The following is a 17,096-nucleotide window of genomic DNA, read 5'->3' on the forward strand; positions in this document are numbered from 1 at the left end:
ATCATTCCATGATATGACTACTAATGTTGCAAAAGACCTTAAGGACAGACTTGGTCTTGATATAACAGAAGTTGAAGATGAAGTATTTAGAAGTAGAAATTCAGTAGTTTTCGATGAAGCTGAAAATAGAATGCATACTATTAAAGCCGTAATGGTTGCAACTGCAGGAAAATAGTAATATATCATTAGAATTAGTCGGCTATTTTCTAAATAGCCGACTAAAATTTTTTAAAATACTACAATAAATTGAATAGGGAGTGAGTATTATGTCAGAAGAACATTCAACTGGTGAAGAAAGAAATCTTGGGTTCGCTTCTTTAGCTGCATTAATTGTTGGTTCAATGATTGGTGGTGGAGCATTTAATTTACCATCAGATATGGCAAGAGGAGCAGGATCTGGCGCAATTATTTTAGGTTGGGTTATAACTGGTATTGGTATGATAGCACTTGCTTTTGTTTACCAAGCATTAGCAAATAGAAAACCAGAGTTAAGCGGTGGTGTATATAGTTATGCTAAAGCTGGTTTTGGTGATTACATAGGTTTCAATTCAGCATGGGGATATTGGTTAAGTGCTTGGATTGGAAATGTTTCTTACGCAGTATTATTATTTGGAGCTATAGGATATTTCTTCCCTGTATTTGGAGAAGGTAACAACTTAGCTTCAGTTATAGGAGCTTCCATATTAGTATGGGCTTTCACTTTACTAATTTGTAATGGTGTTAGTGGAGCTGCTTTAGTTAACTTAATTACAACTATAGCAAAATTAGTACCTATTTTTGTATTTATAGTAGCTGCAATATTTGCATTCCACTTTGATAATTTCACATTTGAATTCTGGGGAAGTCCTGATTTAGGTAGTGTAATAGATCAAGCTAAAAATACAATGCTTGTAACATTATGGTGTTTCATAGGTATTGAAGGTGCAGTTGTTGTATCTGGTAGAGCTAAGAAACAAAGTGATGTTGGTAAAGCAACTGTTATAGGATTAATAGGAACATTATGTATTTATATGTTAATTTCATTAATGGCACTTGGTGTTATGAAGAGAATGGATTTAGCAAATTTACAAAACCCATCAATGGCTTACGTTTTAGAATTTGCAGTTGGTAAATGGGGAGCAGTACTTATAAATTTAGGATTAATAATTTCTTTATTTGGATCATTACTTGGATGGTCATTACTTGCAGCAGAAATTCCATTTGTTGCTGCTAAAGATGGTGCACTTCCAAAAATATTTGCTAAAGTTAATAAAAACAACTCACCAGTTGCTTCATTAATAATAACAAATCTTTTAGTAGAAGTATTTTTATTCTTAACTTTAGTTTCTAACAGTACTTATCAAGCACTTTATTCAGTAGCAAGTACAGCTATACTTGTTCCTTATCTACTAAGTGCAATGTATGCTATGAAACTTTCTTATTCAGGAGAAACTTATGATGTAAATCCTGAAGGAAGAACTAAAGATAAAATTGCTTCAACTGTTGCAACTGTATATGCTATATGGTTATGCTATGCTGCTGGATTAAAATACTTATTACTATGTTTCATCCTTTATGCAATAGGAATAATATTCTACTATAAAGGAAAGAAAGAAAGTAAACCTGGCGAAAAAGTATTTAAAGGGGTTGAATCAATAATAGCAATAGCTATATTAGTAATTGCTGTTATAGCCATTGTTCTACTATCAAATGGAACAATTACAATTTAATTAGATTATTATATTAATTTTAAAATAAAATTTTTACAAAAGATAAGTAAATACACACTTAAAATACAAAAGATAAAAAATTTATATTCAGATGAGGTTTTAAACTTCATCTGAATTCTAGCTTAAGGCCTATATAATATTTAGACTTATTAAGCATCAAATAAATTTATAAAAACACAAAAGATAAAAATATAATTACATTGAACCATAAGGAGGACAAAGAAATGAAAATAGTTTTAGCATTAGGCGGAAATGCTCTTCAAGCAGATCCAAAAGATAAAAGTGCAGAAGGTCAACTTAAAACTTGTAAAGAAACAGCTAAATCAGTAGTTGATTTAATAGAAGCTGGACATCAAGTTTCAATAGTACATGGAAATGGACCACAAGTTGGTCAAATATTAGCAAGTTTAGAAGCTGCATATCAAGCAGACAATAATAACACATTATTCCCATTTGATGTTGTAGGAGCATTTTCACAAGGATATATAGGTTACCATTTACAAAATTCTATTTTAGAAGAATTAAAAAATAGAAATATTCAAAAATCAGTTGGAACTATGGTAACTCAAGTAGTTGTAGATAAAGATGATAATGGGTTTAAAAATCCTACTAAACCAATAGGTTCATTCTATAGTAAAGAAGAAGCAGAAAAGCTTGAAAAAGATAAGGGCTATGTTATGAAAGAAGATGCAGGACGTGGATATAGAAGAGTTGTTGCATCACCAAAACCTTTAGATATAGTTGAAAAAAATATTATAGAAAAAATGGTTTCAGATGGCTTTGTAGTAGTAGCTTGCGGAGGCGGTGGAATTCCAGTAATAAAAGAAGGAAATGATTTAGTTGGAGTTCCAGCAGTTATAGATAAAGACTTTGCTGCTGAAAAACTTGCAGAAATTTTAGATGCAGATGTACTTTTAATACTTACAGCTGTTGATAGAGTTTGTGTAAACTTTAATAAACCAAATCAAAAAGCATTAGAAGAAATAAATCTTGAAGAAGTAGATAAATATATTGAAGAAGGACAATTTGCTCCAGGAAGTATGCTTCCAAAGGTTGAAGCTTGTAAGAAGTTTGTACAATCAGGAGAAAATAGAGCTGCAATTATTGCATCCCTTAGCAGAGCTAATGATGCTTTAGTTGGAAAATCAGGAACTAAAATCGTTAAATAATAAAGTAATAAAATGCCACTAAAAATAGCTTAAGGGATAGATTTTAAAAATCTATCCCTATTATTTTTCTAAAATAGAAAATTTTTATTTATTAGGTCTTTTTTTACTAGCTACTATAGTTACTATAAGAATTATTATCCCTATAACACTAATAACAGCCCCAGCTCTTAAAAGAGGTGTTTTATAAGTTAATTCTATTTTATGTTTTCCCTTATCTATATTCGCTCCTAAGAACGCTGTGTTTACTGGGAATGTTTCTACTTTCTTATTATCTATCTTCAAAGTCCATCCTTTTGAATAAGGAATTTGGAATGTTATAACCCCATTTACTGATGTACTTATACTTCCTAATACTTTGTCATCTGATATACTAATTATCTTCATTGAATTCTTTTTTAGTTTATTTAACTCTTCATTATATTTTTCTGTTGGTAAACTTAATATCTTTATATCCTTATAAGTATATTCTCCTGGATTCTCAAATGTTAGTACTATTGGTTCTTTATTATTTTGTTGCTTATTATAATATCCTAAGTTGAATAAAACTTCATTCATTGTAAAATATCCTGATGCCTCATATGAATCTGGCTGATTAAAGTTTTTATTAACATTTTTATAAGAAATATCTAAATTAAACTCATCACCTTTATCAAATCTATTGAAATATTTTGAATTTATTCTTAATACATCTTTTAAATTATTCTTATCTTTTAATTTGTTTATCTCATTATTAATTTTTTCTTTTCTTGACACTGGATTATATTTCAGTCCATCTATATTTACATATATATTACCCTGTGGTAATACTTCATTATTTATATTAAGTTCTACTTTCTCATTTGGTTTAGTAACTATAATTTTATCCTTTGTAACTTTTGCTGTACTATTTTTAGTATTAAATGAAATTTCTTTTGTATGATTTGGAATAGTATCTATATTACTTTTATCATATTTTTCATCTACACTTGCAGCATAAACTAAAGAAGTTTCTTTTTCAACACCACTTAAACTATCAAATTTGTTTTTACTTAATATTTTAGAATAAACATATCCAAAAGGCATTACGTCTTTCTTTTCGTAAACCGTAAAATCTTTAATATCCTTAACCTTTTTTATAGATGGATCTAAATGTGGATTTTCATCCTTTTTACCAACATAATATTTAACTCCCATTATATCACTAACTATAGGTCTATTATCAAAATTTATTATTGGACTATTTGGTGTGAAAGACCTATTACTTAGTTCCTTTGAAAATTGTGCTAAATACCCATTATTTACAGATAAATAGGAATCTATTCCATTATAATTTAACACTAATGAATTATTTCTTGTTCTGCTTCTATTAACATTATCTGTTTTTCCAATTCTATAGAAACCACTATCATTATTTTTTATATATTTCTCAGAACCATCAAAAGAATTTTTATAAAAAGGAATTGCTTTTCCTCTACTTAAAAACTCATTTATGTAATTATCTTGATTTGGACTATACCTATAATAATTATTAAATACTATATTTACTGAAAGTAAACTTAATATTAATATAAACATCATTTTATAATATTTTTTATTATTAATTAAGAAAAATATTATGCTTACAATTATTAATATTCCTAATAAAATACTAGGAAACATTTTTGTTTTTATACTAGGAATATATACTTTGAATATTGATAATACAATAAACACTCCAACTATACTTCCCATATATATTATATCTTTTTTATTTATACTTTTTAAATTATCAAAACCTATAGCTATAATACAACTAGCAATAAATGCAAATACAAATGTCCATCTATTTGATATTGATTCAAATCCATTCATTGCATACCCAAAGATAGGGAATAAAGTCATTATTAAAAATATAATTGACATATAAAATATAGTTGAATATTTTTTTCTGAACTTTATAAACAGCGGTATAAAAATAAATACCACTATTGGACATGTTAATATTGTCCAATATGGATACCTGCCTGTTGAAATAAGAGAATATATTTCATTTATATAGTACCCAACAGGGTAACCATTCATAGCCAATCCTTCACTACTACCTTCAACAATTCTAGAAGATGTAAATACTGAATATAATGTGGGCGCTAAAATAATTGCAGATATTAAAGCCCCTATTATTCCATAAAAAATTAAATTTATTAGATATTTACTTAATTTAATATCTTTATATTTTTTCACTTCAAAATATCTTAAAAATGCATATAAAATACTAATAAGAGCAATCATATAACAAAAATAAAAATTAGATATTATAGTAATTGCTACTACAATTAAAAAAAGATACTTCCTTTTATTTTCTAAAATATTTTCTATACATATAAATACTAATGGTAATAATATTAAAGGATTTATAAAATATGGATGCCTAATAGCTATCATAAATACAAATCCTGAAAATGCATATGCAACAGAACCTAATATTGAAGCATATTTAGAAAACCTCATTTTTTTAGCATACACAATAAATGCTACTCCTACAAAATATAATCTAAGTACTATTAAAAAATTATATGCTAATGGTAATTTATTCATGGGAACCAATAATGATAAGTATGCAAAAGGATCTCCTAACACATAATAAGCATAAGTACCAATTACATCACTTCCATACCCGATAGCCCATGACCATTGCGAAAATCCATTTAAAGGATATTTAATAAGACTCCTAAATTTTTCATTAAAATCATATAAAATTGAATAATGTTGATATATTCCATCTCCAACCCAAATCATAGTTTTATTTTTTAATAAAAATAGAATGCAAAATAATAACATCAAAATCGAAAATACTATAGTATATAGTATTATTGGTGATTTTTTTATTTTATTAATTAGTTTCATAAAAATTTCCTTTCAATATTTTTTCTATAATATTCATACTTAATTTATTATAACACTATAAGCTTATTTTTTATATCCAACTATTGACATAAGTTTTGTTAATTAGACATAAAAAACCTTCCATAAAATATGAAAGGTTTTTATCTATAATAAATTTAAAATATCCTCTTTAAAGTTCCTCATTTTAAAAAATATATTTTTAAATAAATATACTATTCAGTTTTATGTTCACTTTTACTTATAAAAGATACTGCCTCTATTGATAAAATCACAAAAGTAGGAATTATAAAATACCTATACCTTGTTTGTACTTCTACAATTAAATGTGACAACACATATCCAATTAGTATTATCATGAAAAGATGGTAATAGCCAAACTTAACTTTTTTAAGTACACTTATAATTACTGATATAAATGCTAAAGATATTATAATTATAAACTGTACCTTTTCTATTTTTAGAAATAACTTCATTAAATATTTTGAAGCTCCTTCGTAATTTAATGAAAAGGCAAGACTTCCAAAATCATTTTTAGTCCACATATAGCGGAACTTTTTCTCAAATAAATTTAATACTTCTTTTTTGTCTTTAAGCCTATCTAAAATTATCTTCTTTTCATATTCATCTCTTTTTTCCCCTAATGGATATCTATTAACTAAATCTCCATCTTCACAATTCCAAAGACCACTATGTTTAGTATTAAGTCCAACTACAAACTTCCAATAAGGTTCTCTATTTGATAAGGCATAATCAGTATATCCACTTAATTTAAAAGCTCCAGATACTATTGTGCTTGTTATTAGGTATATCACTACTATTAACATAGGTTTTAAAATATTATATTTAAAAAACTTCTTAGGACTTTTAATATTTTCAAAATCCTTAAATATCAAAAATAGTACTATTGCAATTATTACAATAATTCCTTCTGGTCTAATTATATTACCTAAAGAAATTACTACTCCAACATAAATAACACTAAGAAATTTCTTTTCTTTACGTATTAGTAAATACAATCCAAAATAAATAAGTAAAGTTGAAAGATGTTGATTAGTTAAAACAGAAGTCATTGCTATACCTGTAACATAAAAGCAATATATTAAAGCTGGTATCCTAGAAACTTTTCCCTTCTTTAATGTGTTACATATTAAATAAATAACTATTGGAATACAGGATGTTATAATTGCATTAACTATCTTTAAAACAACTATTGAATTTCCAAAAATTCTAATTATATTATATTGAAAAACTGTAAATCCTAATTGATACACCCATGTTTGAAAGTATTCACTTCCTCTTATTACATCAATATTTCCATTTAGTATGTTTTGCGCACCATTATACATCTGCATAAAATCTGATACTGGCACACTATGGATATTTAAAACCCAAATAATTCTTATAATTAGTCCTATGAAAAATAGACCTAATAAAAAGTATTTTCTATTTTTTATTCTATATAATAAAACTCCAATAAATACTGTTAAACAAATATATAAAATAACAATAATATTTTCTTTTGATGCTATATTAACTTTCCCAAGTGGAGCAATATTTAAATTCACCATTGTACCTAATATAATCAATGTAATTATAGTTACAACTAGCCATGATGATTTCTTTATAAATTTTATAAACATTCTATTACCCTTTCATGCTTTATAATCACATTTATAATCTAATATACAAGCTGATTATATCACACAATCTTACTTATCTTTTATAAATTATAATTAATAATAACTAGCTTTTTTAACTAATAATTTATTTTCTAAAGTTATTAATTAAATTACCCTTATTTCTCTTTGCTAAAATTAAAAGAATAGCTATTCCTATTATAGTTGTTATTAATCCAATTCTTAAAAATGGTGTTTTATATTCTAACTCTATATTATGTTTACCAGCTTCTAAATTTACTCCTAAAAAAGCTTCATTTACAGGAAAAGTTTCTATTTCTTTACCATTTACCCTAACTTTCCAACCTTTACAATATGGAATTTGAAAGGTAAGAACTCCATTTACAGAAGAATCTATACTTCCTAAAATCCTATCATTATATATATTATCTATAACAAAGGAGTTTTCTTTAAGTTTTTTGAATTCATTATCATACTCTTTAATTGGTAAATTAATTACTTCTAAATTAGCATAACTATATTCTCCAGGTTTTTTAAAAGTTAGTTCAATAGGTTCACCACCATCTATCTCATTATAATAGCCTAAATTATATACTATATCCTTCATCTCAAAATATTCTGATGCCTCTAACCCATCAGGTTTATTGAAATTTTTACTTATATTTTTATATGATGCATTTATTTTAAAACTATCTCCATTATTTAATTTATATAACTTTTTAATTGCTAATTTTATTTTATTACCAAAACCTTTAGTTTCATCTTTTCTTTCAAGATTCTTTGAAAGTGGTGTAAACTGCAAATTACTAATATTTATATATAAATTTCCATCTGATACCTTATTATTAATATTTAAAACAACTTTCTCATTTGGATTTGTTACAACAATCTTATTATCAATTATCTTAGCTGTGCTATTTTTAGTATCAAAATCTATTCTTTCTAATTTAGAGGGTATTCTCTTTATATTACTGCTAATATACTTAGAGTCTATACTTGCTCCATAAGCTAGTGCCTCTTCCTTTTCCAAACCATTAAAATTATCAAAGGTATTTTTATCTAATATATTTGAATAGACATATCCAAAAGGTAATACATCCTTCTTTTCATATACAGAAAAATCTCCAATATTTTTAACCTTAATTATCGATGAATCAAATCTTGGATTTTCATCACTCTTACTTATATAATATTTCACACCCATTACATTACTTACTATAGGTCTATTATCAAAATTAATTATTGGACTATTAGGAGTAAAGGCTCTATTATTTAGATTTCTAGAAAACTCTGCTAAATATCCATTATTTATAGATAAAAATGAATCTATCCCATTATAGTTTAAAATTATTGAATTATTTCTAGTTTTATCACGGGATACATTGTCTGCCTTCCCTATTCTATAAAAGGATTTATCTTTATTTTTAATATAATTCTCTGCTCCATCAAAGGAATCTTTATAATAGGAAAAAGCTTTATTATTACTTAAAAATTCTTTAATATACTTATTTCCATTAATGCTGTATCTATAATAATTATTAAAAATTATATTTAATGAAAGTAAAATACATAAACCTAAAAATAATATTTTATTATCTTTTAATATATTCTTTCTTTGTAAATTTAGATAATACAATATAAAAGCAATTATTATCACTCCAAAAAACACACTTGGAAAAACTTGATTCTTAACTTTAGGAAATTTAATTTTTATAATTCCAAGTAGAAAAAACATTAAAATTATAGCTATACTCCAAAAAATATCCTTTTTATTTATACCCTTTAAATTATCAAATCCTAAAACTATTATTAAGCTTGAAATAAATGCAAATACAAAGGACCATCTATTAGATATAGAAGAAAACCCATTCATAGCTGATCCAAAGAAAGGTATTAAAAGCATTATAGAAAATATTATAAACATATAAAAATAAGCTTTGTACTTCTTTCTATTTTTAATGAATATAGGTAGCATTATAACTGTTAATACTGGGAATGTAAGCACTGTCCAAAAAGGATAACTCCCACTTGAAATAGAGGAATATATTAAGTTAATGTAATATCCTATTGGATAAATCCTTATTAATTGTTGAGTATTATCACTTAAAATTCTAGATGATGTCAATATTGAATAAAGAGTTGGAAACAATATAACAGAAGATATTAAAATTCCTATAATAAAATATATAAACAAACTAAAAAAATAACTGCTAAATTTTATTTTTCTTGATTTTCTTAATTCGATGTATCTTAAAAAAGAATATATTATACTTATAATTGCAAGCATATAAGCAAAGTAAAAATTAGAAATCATAGATACTGAAACAATAATAGAAAATAGATACTTTCTTTTGTTATCTAATATATTTTCTATACAAATAAACACAAGTGGGAGTATTATTAAAGGATTAATAAAGTAAGGATGTCTTATAGCAGACATTATTATAAATCCTGAAAAGGCATATGAAATACTTCCTAAAATAGTTCCATAATTAGAAAATTTCATTCTCTTGCAATATAATATAAATGCTAATCCAGCAGAATATAATCTAATCCCAATTAATAAATCATATACTATTTCTAACTTATCTAAAGGAAATAATAATGATAAATAAGAAAATGGATCTCCTATAATATAATAAGAATAAGCCCCTATTATATTGCTTCCATATCCTATATTCCATGACCATTCCATAATTCCACCTGAAGGATTCTTAATAAAATTTCTAATAATTTCATTAAAGTCATAAAGTATAGAAAAATGTTGATTTATCCCATCACTTTTCCATATTAATGTTTTCCCTTCCACTAAAAATAGTCCATAATACAAAGAAAAAATACCTAAAAATATAATTGTATAAATGAATATTGGTGATTTTTTTAATCTATTTAAAACTTTCATAAACTTCCCTCTTATATAATTAAAATATTACCATTTTTAAGTATATCCAATATTTTATTTATAAATACCCTAGGCAAAATTAAAAAGATTTTAATTACTATGAAAAATTAGTGGTTACTTAAAAGCTACACAAAAAAAGAGTAAAGTATAACTTAATACTCTACTCCTTTAAATAACTAATGTATCTATTAAATTTTAAATACTATATTTCTTGAACAAATTCAATTTCTTCTTCAAATTCTTCATTACTTTCTTCATCTTCAATTTGACTATAATACATCTTTTCATCAAGAGCATTTTCTTTCTTACTCACAATTAAAGTACATACACAATCTCCTATAACATTTACTGTTGTTCTACACATATCAAGTATTCTATCAATACCCATTATTAATCCTATTCCTTCAATAGGTAATCCAACAGAATTTAAAACCATAGACAACATAATTAATCCAACTCCTGGAACTGCTGCTGTTCCTACTGATGCTAATGTTGCAGTTAATATAACTGTAAGTATTGAATTTAAACCAAGTTCAACACCATAAATTTGTGCAATAAATACTGTTGCTACACCCTGCATTATAGCTGTTCCATCCATATTTATAGTAGCTCCAAGTGGTAATGTAAAGGAAGATACTTCATTATGTACCCCTAAATTATTCATAGTTTTCATTGTAGCTGGAAGTGCTGCACTACTTGATGCTGTAGAAAAAGTTATTGCAGCAAAGTCTCCTAATCTTTTAAGAAAAGGCTTTACACTAAGACCAGTAAACCCTTTTAAAAGTGCAGTATATACTACACCAGCATGAATTAATAATGCTAATAATATTACAACCATATATTTTACCAAAGGTCCAAAAGCATCAAAACCTGTTGTTGCAAAAGTTTCTGCTATTAATGCAAATATTCCAAATGGTGCAAACTTCATTACTATATTGACCATCTTTAAACATATTTCATTTAAACTAATCATTATATTTTTTACAGGCTTTGCTTTTTCCCCTAAAATACTTATAGTAGCACCAAATAATACTGAAAAGAATATTACCTGTAACATTTCTCCCTCTACCATAGACTTTATAGGATTAGTTGGAATTATATTTAATAATACATCTGATAAAGGTTTAGTTTGTCCTATTTCAGGCTGCTTAGTAATTATTCCAGACATATCAAGCCCTATTCCTGGCTTAATAATAAGTGCTAATCCAATAGCAATAGAAATTGCAATTGCAGTTGTAGATAAATAAAAAGCTAAAGTTCTTCCCCCAATTCTTCCTAAACTTTTTATGTTGCTTAAAGATGCAACTCCACAAGTTATTGAAACAAAAACTAAAGGAACAACTAGCATCTTTATTGCACTAATAAAGCCTTTTCCTAAAACCTTTATTATCCCATTAAGAAGTAGTGTATCCTTAATAAATCCATTTGGTAAAAATTTAATAAGAAAGCCAACCAGAACTCCAATTGCTAATGCAATAAAAATTTTTGTAGTAAGTCCTAACTTTTTTTTCATAAAATGCCCCCTTTTATAATGCAAAATAATATTTTATAGAAATCTAATAAATTTCTAATAAACATTAAGTTACATTATTTATTACTTATTGCTTTTATTTATTAATAATTTAATTCTTCAATAAATATTTAGTTATAACTAAATAGCCCCAATAAAGAAGAATTAAATATTATGCTTATTATTTTTTTCACTTAAATTTTTCTATGGCAATCTATAAAAGGTCAATTATCGATTTTTTAAATACTTTTAATTTAAAATAATATTTTTTGTTAGAAATGAATTTTTAGATATATCAAACATCTTCAAATTTTTATTTATCTCAATATTTCTTTTTTATATTATATCACAAATGAATTATTTTTCTAACAATATTTCATTTATTTAATAAATTTATTTATTTTTATATATAAACTCTTATATTAAGCTATTTATTAATTTTTTTAATTTAAATATGTCTGAATAATGAATATATAAATACAGCTTAATTCATATTATAGCTAGTTTCATATTTTTATTCTTAATTAATACTAATTAAAATACGTGTAAAAATTTTATTTTTATATGAAAAATTTGTAAAACGAATTTTCTTAACAATAAAATACATATATGTTAAAGTTAGTAATATATTAATTGGGAAGAGAGGTATATTTTTATGAAAAAGAAATTTTTATCTGCAATGTTAGCAGGAACAATAATAATGACTAATTCAGTAAGTGTCTTTGCTACTGAAAACTCAAAAAATTTACAAAACAATACAAATGAAGTTGAAGTCTCTTTAAATAGTGAAAAAGAGGAAAAAACAAAATCCAATACTACTAAAAAATCTGAAAAGAAACAAACTAAAAAGAAAACTATGGATCAAGCAACTCATGAGCAATTAATTTATGCTATTGATGAAATGAAAGAAGCAATACCACTTCTAGATACTGCTGATTTCACTAATCAATCTAGATATGACAGAATGATTGCTTTCTCAACTGCATCATTAGATAGAGTTAGAGGATTTGATGAAAGTAAAATAACAGCTGAAATGAAACCTCATATTGAATGGATTGAAGAATCAGGAGATGAAATCCGTAATGCTACTTACAGAATAAATAGAGTATTACACGCTATAAATAACGTTAAGACAGTATTTAGTCCAGATAGAAAAGATACTATTGAAAATAAAAAGATAGTTTTAAAAAGTTTAGATCAAGTTATAAAAGAAGAAAAAGAAGCTTCAATACTTAATCAAAAAACATTAGATAGTTCTTCAGATATATTAAAAAAATACTCTGAAAAACTAAAAGAAGAAATAGAAAATAGCCAAGCTGATGAAGCTTTACTTAAAGAATTAACATATGCAGTTGAAGAAATGAGAATTGCAAAGGATCTTTTTGAAACTGCTGATTTCACTAACAAAGATAATTATGATAGAATGATTATTTTTGCAACAACTTCTTTAGATAGATCTAGAGCTCTAAATATAAAGGAAGATCATAAATGGTATGGTCATATAAAATGGATTGAAGCAACTGGAGATAGAATAAGAAATGCTACAAATAGTATAGATAGATTATTAGTGGCAATTGATAATGTAAAAACAGTATTTAATCCAGATAGAAAAGATACTGTTGATAATATGAAAATTGTCTTAAATATATTAAATGATATAATCAATCAAGAAGAAGCAGCAGGACATTTAAATAAAGTTACTATAGAAAGTGCAAAAAAGATACTTAAAGACTACTGGTTCAATATGCCTGCATCTCCAGATGGAGAAGTACCTGATATGGGAGTTGACCCAGAAAAACCTGATACAGGTGTTAAACCAGAACAACCTGAAGAGCCTTCAAACCCAGATGAAGAAAAACCTGATACAGGTGTTAAACCAGAACAACCTGAAAAGCCTTCAAATCCAAATGAAGAAAAACCTAGTACAAATAAACCTACAAAACCATCAAATAATGCTACAACTATTAAAGGACCACTTCCAAAAACCGGTTTCCAAAATGGTTTATTATCACTAGGAATAATCTCAACATTATCAGGAGCTTTCTTAACTTTTAAGAAAAGAAAATAGAGGTATTTAGAATGTTAAAGGCAACTTATTTAATAAAAAAACCTTGAACTTTATTAAATATATTAATATATAACAAATTCCAAGGCTTCTTTAAAAATATAAATAAAGTACAATACTAATTAAAACATTTTTGCTTGCCGGCTATTTTGTTTTCTAAAGTATATACTATAATATATTTTACTATAAAGAAATTTATTTATTCTTTGTTTATATATTATACCAATAATTATGTCAACACAAATTGATATCTATTATACTAATATTTAATTAACATTGTTTTTTTATTTAAATATTGCCTCTAATATAAATTTAATTTTTTATGTTTATTTTAAGGAGGAACAAAAAAGCATGTTAAAAAAGAAAATTTCACAAATTATGGCTGCAACAATGATCTTAGGAGTAGTTTCAGGAATAGCTCCTGCTACAAATGCAAGTGCAGCAGAAAAAACTACAAAGACTTCTGTTGAACAAAAGGCATCTCCTAAATTAGATGAAGAAACAATGACTCAATTAGGTTATGCTATTGAAGAAATGAGAATTGCTTCAGACATATTATCTAAAGGAACTAATTTAAAGCCTCAAGATGTAAGAAGAATGAGAGTATTTGCCTCAACTTCAATAGATAGAGTTAGAGGATTAAATATAGATTCATCTAATGAAAATTATGGACATGTTCAATCATTAGAACAACACTATAAGAGAATTTTTAATGTTTTAGTATCAATAGATAACTATGTATTAGAACAATTAACTTATGCAGTTGAAGAAATGAGAATTGCTGTTAATGAATTAAATGCTGGCTCTAAAGATTATGACAGAGTATTAACATTTGCTGTAACTGCTTTAGAAAGAATTAGACCTCTTGGATTAGACTCTGAAAGCCAACATTATAACCACTACAATTGGGTTGTAAATTCATATGATTATGTTGTAAATAAAATAGCTCAAACACCAGCACCATTAAAGTAATTTAAAACCTATATAAATAAACACACCTTTAGATTTTCTATAGGTGTGTTTTTCTTTTCAATATTTTTAATTGTTTAAAGTTATATATTCTATCTCTTATAACTTTTTAACAAATTCAGATTTTAATTGCATAGCTCCAAATCCATCAATTTTACAATCAATATTATGATCGCCTTCAACTAAACGTATATTCTTTACTTTTGTACCTTTTTTTAGGGCTGATGAACATCCCTTTACTTTAAGATCCTTAATTATAGTTATAGAATCACCATCACTTAAGATGTTTCCGTTAGAATCTTTAACTATAAGTTCATCTTCATTATTTTCATTTTCTGATCCTAAAGTCCACTCATGAGCACATTCTGGACAAATTAAGAAATTTCCATCTTCATAAGTATACTCTGAATTACATTTTGGACAATTTGGTAATTTAATCATTATTTGATTTCCTCCATTTTGGTTATTGCTAATTCTAATAAATTCCCTTTTTATAACTTTGTAAGAATAAGAATTATAAACTTGAAATTTACAAAAACATATAGGGGGATATTTATAGGTTTATATAATATCATAGTCTTATTATATTGACAAATGATTTTACATAAGTACATACCTTTAAGTAATCTAAAATTAAAATCTAAAATAGGCTATATTTATTATATAGTAATTATTTTAAAGGAACCTCTAAAACTACCACTAGCTTAAAATATAGCCTAATATATTATTTTCTAATTAAACACTTTTTATATCTAAAATAAAATGCTATTGATATTATCATATAATTTAATGCCATACCAATATATACCCCATATAAACCTAACTTTAATCCTTCTGTAAATAAAATTATAAACCCTAGACCTATAAAGTTAATTATTATTGAGGCAAAAAACACCCAATTTACATCTCCTATTCCTTGAAGGCTATATTTATATATAGTTAATGGAATAAAAAAGAGATTTACACTAAAAACTGCTGGCATATAAGTAATAGAATTTTTAACCAGCTCTCTATTATCTGTTATTATATATGGTACATACTCCCTAAATACTAAAAACACTATTGATAGAGTTAAATAAAATATTGCTGCAAATACTAAACATTTTTTAGGAGTTATCTTTATGCCACTAGTATTATTAGCTCCTAAGTCTTCTGCTATTATTGTTAAAGATGCCTGCGAATAAGAATAAATTGGCATTGATGCAATACCCACTATTGATAGGAGTAAATTATATACCGAAACTTCTATCACTCCTAACCTAGCTAAAATTGAATTAATAGCTATAACTATTAATGTTGATTCAAGTATCTCTTGTCCTATTATTGGTAATGATATCTTTATTGTTTCTTTAAAATTTTCAAGTATTTTAATATTAGAAATTTTTAAAATACCATCTTTTCTTATAAAAACTATATATATTAAAACATTTAAAACTAAGGCTAATATGGAACCAATTGCATTTCCCTTAATACCAAGCTTTGGAAAACCAAATTTTCCAAATATAAATATATAGTCAAAAAATACATTGGATACTGATGCTACTATATTTCCATACAATATATTTTTTGTTTTATTTATAATTTTAAAATAAGAAGAAAAGGTAAAAAGTATCATATTTAGTCCAAGAGACAAACTAAATATATTAAAATACTCCACTGCTTGAACTAAAATCTCACCTTTTAGCCCATATAATTTTTCTATAAAAAAGCTTCCAAATCTTAAAGCTCCTAGGAAAAATATTAATCCAATTAATATACTTATAAATATATTAAGGATAAAGTTATTTTTTAACTTACCATAATTATTTTCTCCTCTGCACCTTGAACCAATTATATTAAATCCAACTGAAATTGAACCAAGCACTCCGGTTATACTATTTACAGTAGTTACTATAATAGAAACTGCTGCAAATCCTATTAATGATACTCTTCCAATCATGGCTTCATCACAAAGTCCAATAATCATAGATGAAACATTATTAAGCATTAAAGGAATTGCTATATTATTTATTTTTTTGTATTCTAAATTATTAAATTTATTTATTAAGTTTTTTATTATCATTTAAACCACCCTTCTTTTTTATTTAAAAAGAAGGGAAAATACAGGCGCATAAACCATTTTATCAACTCCTTAATTACATTATATAAAGTTTTTACTTTAATCTTAAATTTAAATATATTACTTCTATTATAAAACTTATTTACAATAAAATACATATGACCCCATAAATATCCAGGAGTATGAATTATTTTAATTTTACCATTTCCTAAAT

At 25.5% G+C, this 17,096-nt stretch carries 10 protein-coding genes and 1 pseudogene; 5 read left to right on the forward strand and 6 right to left on the reverse strand.

What is annotated here, in order from left to right; all coding sequences use genetic code 11:
- The 3 genes and pseudogenes from J2S18_RS15290 to arcC form a co-directional block, all read left to right on the forward strand.
- A pseudogene (locus tag J2S18_RS15290) lies at positions 1–175 on the forward strand (ornithine carbamoyltransferase); the annotation flags it as partial.
- Between the two features lie 91 nt (positions 176–266).
- Positions 267–1,709: an arginine-ornithine antiporter gene (gene arcD, locus J2S18_RS15295; protein WP_307488117.1), complete on the forward strand. Its 1,443-nt coding sequence runs from the start codon at positions 267–269 to the stop codon at positions 1,707–1,709.
- A 224-nt stretch (positions 1,710–1,933) separates the two neighbouring features.
- The gene (gene arcC, locus J2S18_RS15300) at positions 1,934–2,878 is read left to right on the forward strand and encodes a carbamate kinase (protein ID WP_307488119.1); all 945 of its coding nucleotides are present in this window, start codon (positions 1,934–1,936) and stop codon (positions 2,876–2,878) included.
- Between the two features lie 84 nt (positions 2,879–2,962).
- On the opposite strand, the gene J2S18_RS15305 is transcribed toward arcC, so the two are convergent.
- The 4 genes from J2S18_RS15305 to J2S18_RS15320 form a co-directional block, all read right to left on the reverse strand.
- On the reverse strand, positions 2,963–5,740 hold the full coding sequence (locus tag J2S18_RS15305) for a YfhO family protein (RefSeq protein ID WP_307488121.1): 2,778 nt from the start codon (positions 5,738–5,740) through the stop codon (positions 2,963–2,965).
- A 212-nt stretch (positions 5,741–5,952) separates the two neighbouring features.
- On the reverse strand, positions 5,953–7,380 hold the full coding sequence (locus J2S18_RS15310) for a glycosyltransferase family 39 protein (protein ID WP_307488123.1): 1,428 nt from the start codon (positions 7,378–7,380) through the stop codon (positions 5,953–5,955).
- 124 nt (positions 7,381–7,504) lie between these two features.
- Entirely contained in the window at positions 7,505–10,279 is a 2,775-nt protein-coding gene (locus J2S18_RS15315) for a YfhO family protein (RefSeq protein WP_307488125.1), read from the reverse strand.
- Positions 10,280–10,481: 202 nt separating this feature from the next.
- Entirely contained in the window at positions 10,482–11,792 is a 1,311-nt protein-coding gene (locus tag J2S18_RS15320; RefSeq protein ID WP_307488127.1) for a dicarboxylate/amino acid:cation symporter, read from the reverse strand.
- Positions 11,793–12,444: 652 nt separating this feature from the next.
- Here J2S18_RS15320 and J2S18_RS15325 point away from each other — a divergent pair.
- Both J2S18_RS15325 and J2S18_RS15330 read left to right on the forward strand, forming a co-directional pair.
- Positions 12,445–13,857, forward strand: a complete 1,413-nt coding sequence (locus J2S18_RS15325; RefSeq protein ID WP_307488129.1) for an LPXTG cell wall anchor domain-containing protein — start codon at positions 12,445–12,447, stop codon at positions 13,855–13,857.
- Positions 13,858–14,205: 348 nt separating this feature from the next.
- The gene (locus tag J2S18_RS15330; protein ID WP_307488132.1) at positions 14,206–14,826 is read left to right on the forward strand and encodes a hypothetical protein; all 621 of its coding nucleotides are present in this window, start codon (positions 14,206–14,208) and stop codon (positions 14,824–14,826) included.
- Between the two features lie 96 nt (positions 14,827–14,922).
- Here the strand turns inward: J2S18_RS15330 and J2S18_RS15335 are convergent, their stop codons facing one another.
- Both J2S18_RS15335 and J2S18_RS15340 read right to left on the reverse strand, forming a co-directional pair.
- Positions 14,923–15,264 carry a zinc ribbon domain-containing protein YjdM gene (locus J2S18_RS15335; protein ID WP_307488134.1) on the reverse strand — a complete coding sequence of 114 codons (342 nt, stop codon included), beginning with the start codon at positions 15,262–15,264 and terminating at the stop codon, positions 14,923–14,925.
- Positions 15,265–15,547: 283 nt separating this feature from the next.
- Positions 15,548–16,885: an MATE family efflux transporter gene (locus J2S18_RS15340; RefSeq protein WP_307488136.1), complete on the reverse strand. Its 1,338-nt coding sequence runs from the start codon at positions 16,883–16,885 to the stop codon at positions 15,548–15,550.
- Positions 16,886–17,096 lie beyond the last annotated feature (211 nt).

Source organism: Eubacterium multiforme (genome assembly GCF_030813415.1).
Classification (GTDB): domain Bacteria; phylum Bacillota; class Clostridia; order Clostridiales; family Clostridiaceae; genus Clostridium; species Clostridium multiforme.

What these genes read in the sequence shown, in the direction of transcription:
- J2S18_RS15320 (WP_307488127.1), bottom strand. Translation starts at nt 11,792, where the DNA reads ATGAAAAAAAAGTTAGGACTTACTACAAAAATTTTTATTGCATTAGCA.
- J2S18_RS15340 (WP_307488136.1), bottom strand. Translation starts at nt 16,885, where the DNA reads ATGATAATAAAAAACTTAATAAATAAATTTAATAATTTAGAATACAAA.
- J2S18_RS15305 (WP_307488121.1), bottom strand. Translation starts at nt 5,740, where the DNA reads ATGAAACTAATTAATAAAATAAAAAAATCACCAATAATACTATATACT.
- J2S18_RS15330 (WP_307488132.1), top strand. Translation starts at nt 14,206, where the DNA reads ATGTTAAAAAAGAAAATTTCACAAATTATGGCTGCAACAATGATCTTA.
- J2S18_RS15315 (WP_307488125.1), bottom strand. Translation starts at nt 10,279, where the DNA reads ATGAAAGTTTTAAATAGATTAAAAAAATCACCAATATTCATTTATACA.
- J2S18_RS15335 (WP_307488134.1), bottom strand. Translation starts at nt 15,264, where the DNA reads ATGATTAAATTACCAAATTGTCCAAAATGTAATTCAGAGTATACTTAT.
- arcC (WP_307488119.1), top strand. Translation starts at nt 1,934, where the DNA reads ATGAAAATAGTTTTAGCATTAGGCGGAAATGCTCTTCAAGCAGATCCA.
- arcD (WP_307488117.1), top strand. Translation starts at nt 267, where the DNA reads ATGTCAGAAGAACATTCAACTGGTGAAGAAAGAAATCTTGGGTTCGCT.
- J2S18_RS15325 (WP_307488129.1), top strand. Translation starts at nt 12,445, where the DNA reads ATGAAAAAGAAATTTTTATCTGCAATGTTAGCAGGAACAATAATAATG.
- J2S18_RS15310 (WP_307488123.1), bottom strand. Translation starts at nt 7,380, where the DNA reads ATGTTTATAAAATTTATAAAGAAATCATCATGGCTAGTTGTAACTATA.